Source organism: Streptomyces sp. YS-3, assembly GCF_045257485.1.
GTDB lineage: Bacteria > Actinomycetota > Actinomycetes > Streptomycetales > Streptomycetaceae > Streptomyces.
The window spans coordinates 1-1,980 of sequence record NZ_JBJHPC010000883.1 but is presented as its reverse complement, the minus strand read 5'-3'; the positions used below and the strand labels follow the sequence as shown (position 1 = coordinate 1,980).

The 1,980-nt window shown below is 71.5% G+C and carries 2 protein-coding genes and 1 pseudogene; 2 read left to right on the top strand and 1 reads right to left on the bottom strand.

Features of this window, described 5'->3' with window-relative positions; all coding sequences use genetic code 11:
• Positions 1 to 405, bottom strand: a pseudogene (locus tag ACJA3G_RS35910) (ThiF family adenylyltransferase); the annotation flags it as partial.
• A 238-nt stretch (positions 406 to 643) separates the two neighbouring features.
• Here ACJA3G_RS35910 and ACJA3G_RS35905 point away from each other — a divergent pair.
• Together ACJA3G_RS35905 and ACJA3G_RS35900 are read left to right on the top strand one after the other, a co-directional pair.
• A complete protein-coding gene (locus ACJA3G_RS35905) occupies positions 644 to 1,240 on the top strand; it encodes a M48 family metallopeptidase (RefSeq protein ID WP_406557220.1) in 597 nt (198 codons plus the stop codon).
• Positions 1,241 to 1,355: 115 nt separating this feature from the next.
• A partial coding sequence (locus tag ACJA3G_RS35900) for a TerD family protein (protein WP_406557219.1) occupies positions 1,356 to 1,980 on the top strand: 625 nt, incomplete at its 3' end.

The window sequence follows — 1,980 nt, the reverse complement described above, 5'->3', positions numbered from 1 at the left end:
GACCTGCACCCGCAGGGACCTGCGGGCCGCCAGCCGCCGGGCGCCGCCGCCCGGTTCCGGGTGGACCAGGCAGAGCGAGGCCAGGTCGGCCCTGGTCCGGTCGAACGCCTCGGTCCGTTCGCGGGCCGCCCGCGCCGCGGGGCCGCCCGCCGTGGGGTCGTCGACCACCCCGGCCTCGGTCAACCGCTCCACCAGCGCGTCCACTTGGCCGGGCGAGAGGTCCGCCGCCCTCGCCTCCTCGTAGAGCAGCGGCAGGCCGCGGGTGCCGTCCAGGAGCTCCAGGAAGCTGCCCGTCGCCGTGTCCACCGGCGAGAGCACCACCGCACGCGCCGGAGTCACCCCGAACTGCACGGTCTGCCGGTCCCGCCATGCCCGGCGCAGCGCCGGCTTCAGCATCGGATGCATTTCAAATCCCCCGTCGTTGCGCGTGCACATGGCCGGGCGCGGACCTTTCGGCCGCCGCCCCGCCCGGTCGTGTCCGTCGTGCGATCCGCTGCCAGAATGCCCGCTGCGCCGGACGCGTGCGGAAAGTTGTCCACAGGCACGGGCGTTAGTCGTACTAATGGTGCAAGCGCCGAATGGATCATGGGCGAACCCATCCGGAGGCGGGACTTCCCCCACTGACAGCGGGTAACGTCGGGGCGTGCCCGCCGACCCACTGCAGAGTGCCGGAAGCCCGCCCCGCAGTCCGACAAGTCCGCCGCCCCGCGGTCATGCGACGAGCGCGGTCGAGGTGCGCAGAAGCGCCCGGCGCAGCAGGACGGTCTCCGCCTACCGCGAGGGCGACCGCACCATCGTGCTGATCCCGGCCCGGATGTCCGAGGCCGAGGAGCAGCGCTGGGTGAGCGTGATGCTGGACAAGCTCGCGGCCCAGGAGAGCAAGCGGATGCTGGGCGACGCGGAGCTGACCGAGCGTGCCGAGCGCCTGTCCGATCTGTACTTCGAGGGTCGCGCGCGTCCCGCCTCGGTGCGCTGGGTGACCAACCAGAACACCCGCTGGGGCTCGTGCACCCCGGCCGAGGGCAGCATCCGCCTCTCGCACCGGCTCCAGGGCATGCCCGAGTACGTCGTGGACTACGTCCTGGTCCATGAGCTGGCGCATCTGCTGGTGCCGGGCCACGGACCGCGTTTCTGGCGGCTGCTGGAGGCCTATCCCCGTACCGAACGCGCGCGGGGATACCTCGAAGGGGTGGTGGCCGCCGACCGGCTGCCGCATCTGCCCGCCGCTCGCGGAGAGTGACCTCGGCCGTCGTGTACCGAATGCGTACCGGTGCCTCCCGGCTTGGGTGATTGTCGCAGGCAGCCGTTAGCCTGGCGCGACCAATCACACTCGGGATGGGGGACGGTCGTTACGCATGGCCAGGGAATTCCAACGCGGCCACAAGGCCAAGATCAGTGACCTGACTCCGGGGACGGACCTGTATGTGGGCGTGCAGATCGGCGCCCCAGGGCTGACCTTCGACATCAGCTGCTTCGGTCTCGACGCCGACGAGCAGCTGTCCGACGACCGGTACTTCATCTTCTTCAACCAGCCCAAGTCGCCCGAGGAGTCCGTCCAGCTGCTGGGCGCCCAGGCCGGTGACACCGAGTCGTTCCGCGTCACCCTGGACCGCGTCCCGGCCCACATCCACAAGCTGTCGTTCACCGCGACGATCGACGGCGCGGGACAGATGTCCCAGGTCGGCCCCGGGTACATCAGAGTGGTGGCCGGCGGCGACGAGGTCGCCAGATACTCGTTCACGGGCGCCGAGTTCAGCACCGAGCGCGCGGTGATGCTGGGCGACTTCTATCTGAAGGACGTCTGGCGCTTCGCCGCCGTCGGCCAGGGCTTCGACGGCGGCCTGGAGGCACTGCTGAAGAACTTCGGCGGCGAGGTCGCCGAGGAGGAGCCCGCGCCGCCGCAGCAGCCGCAGGGCGCCGCCCCGAGCTTCGCACCGCCCGCGCAGGCCGCCCCCGCGCCCGGATTCGGCGCCCCGGGGA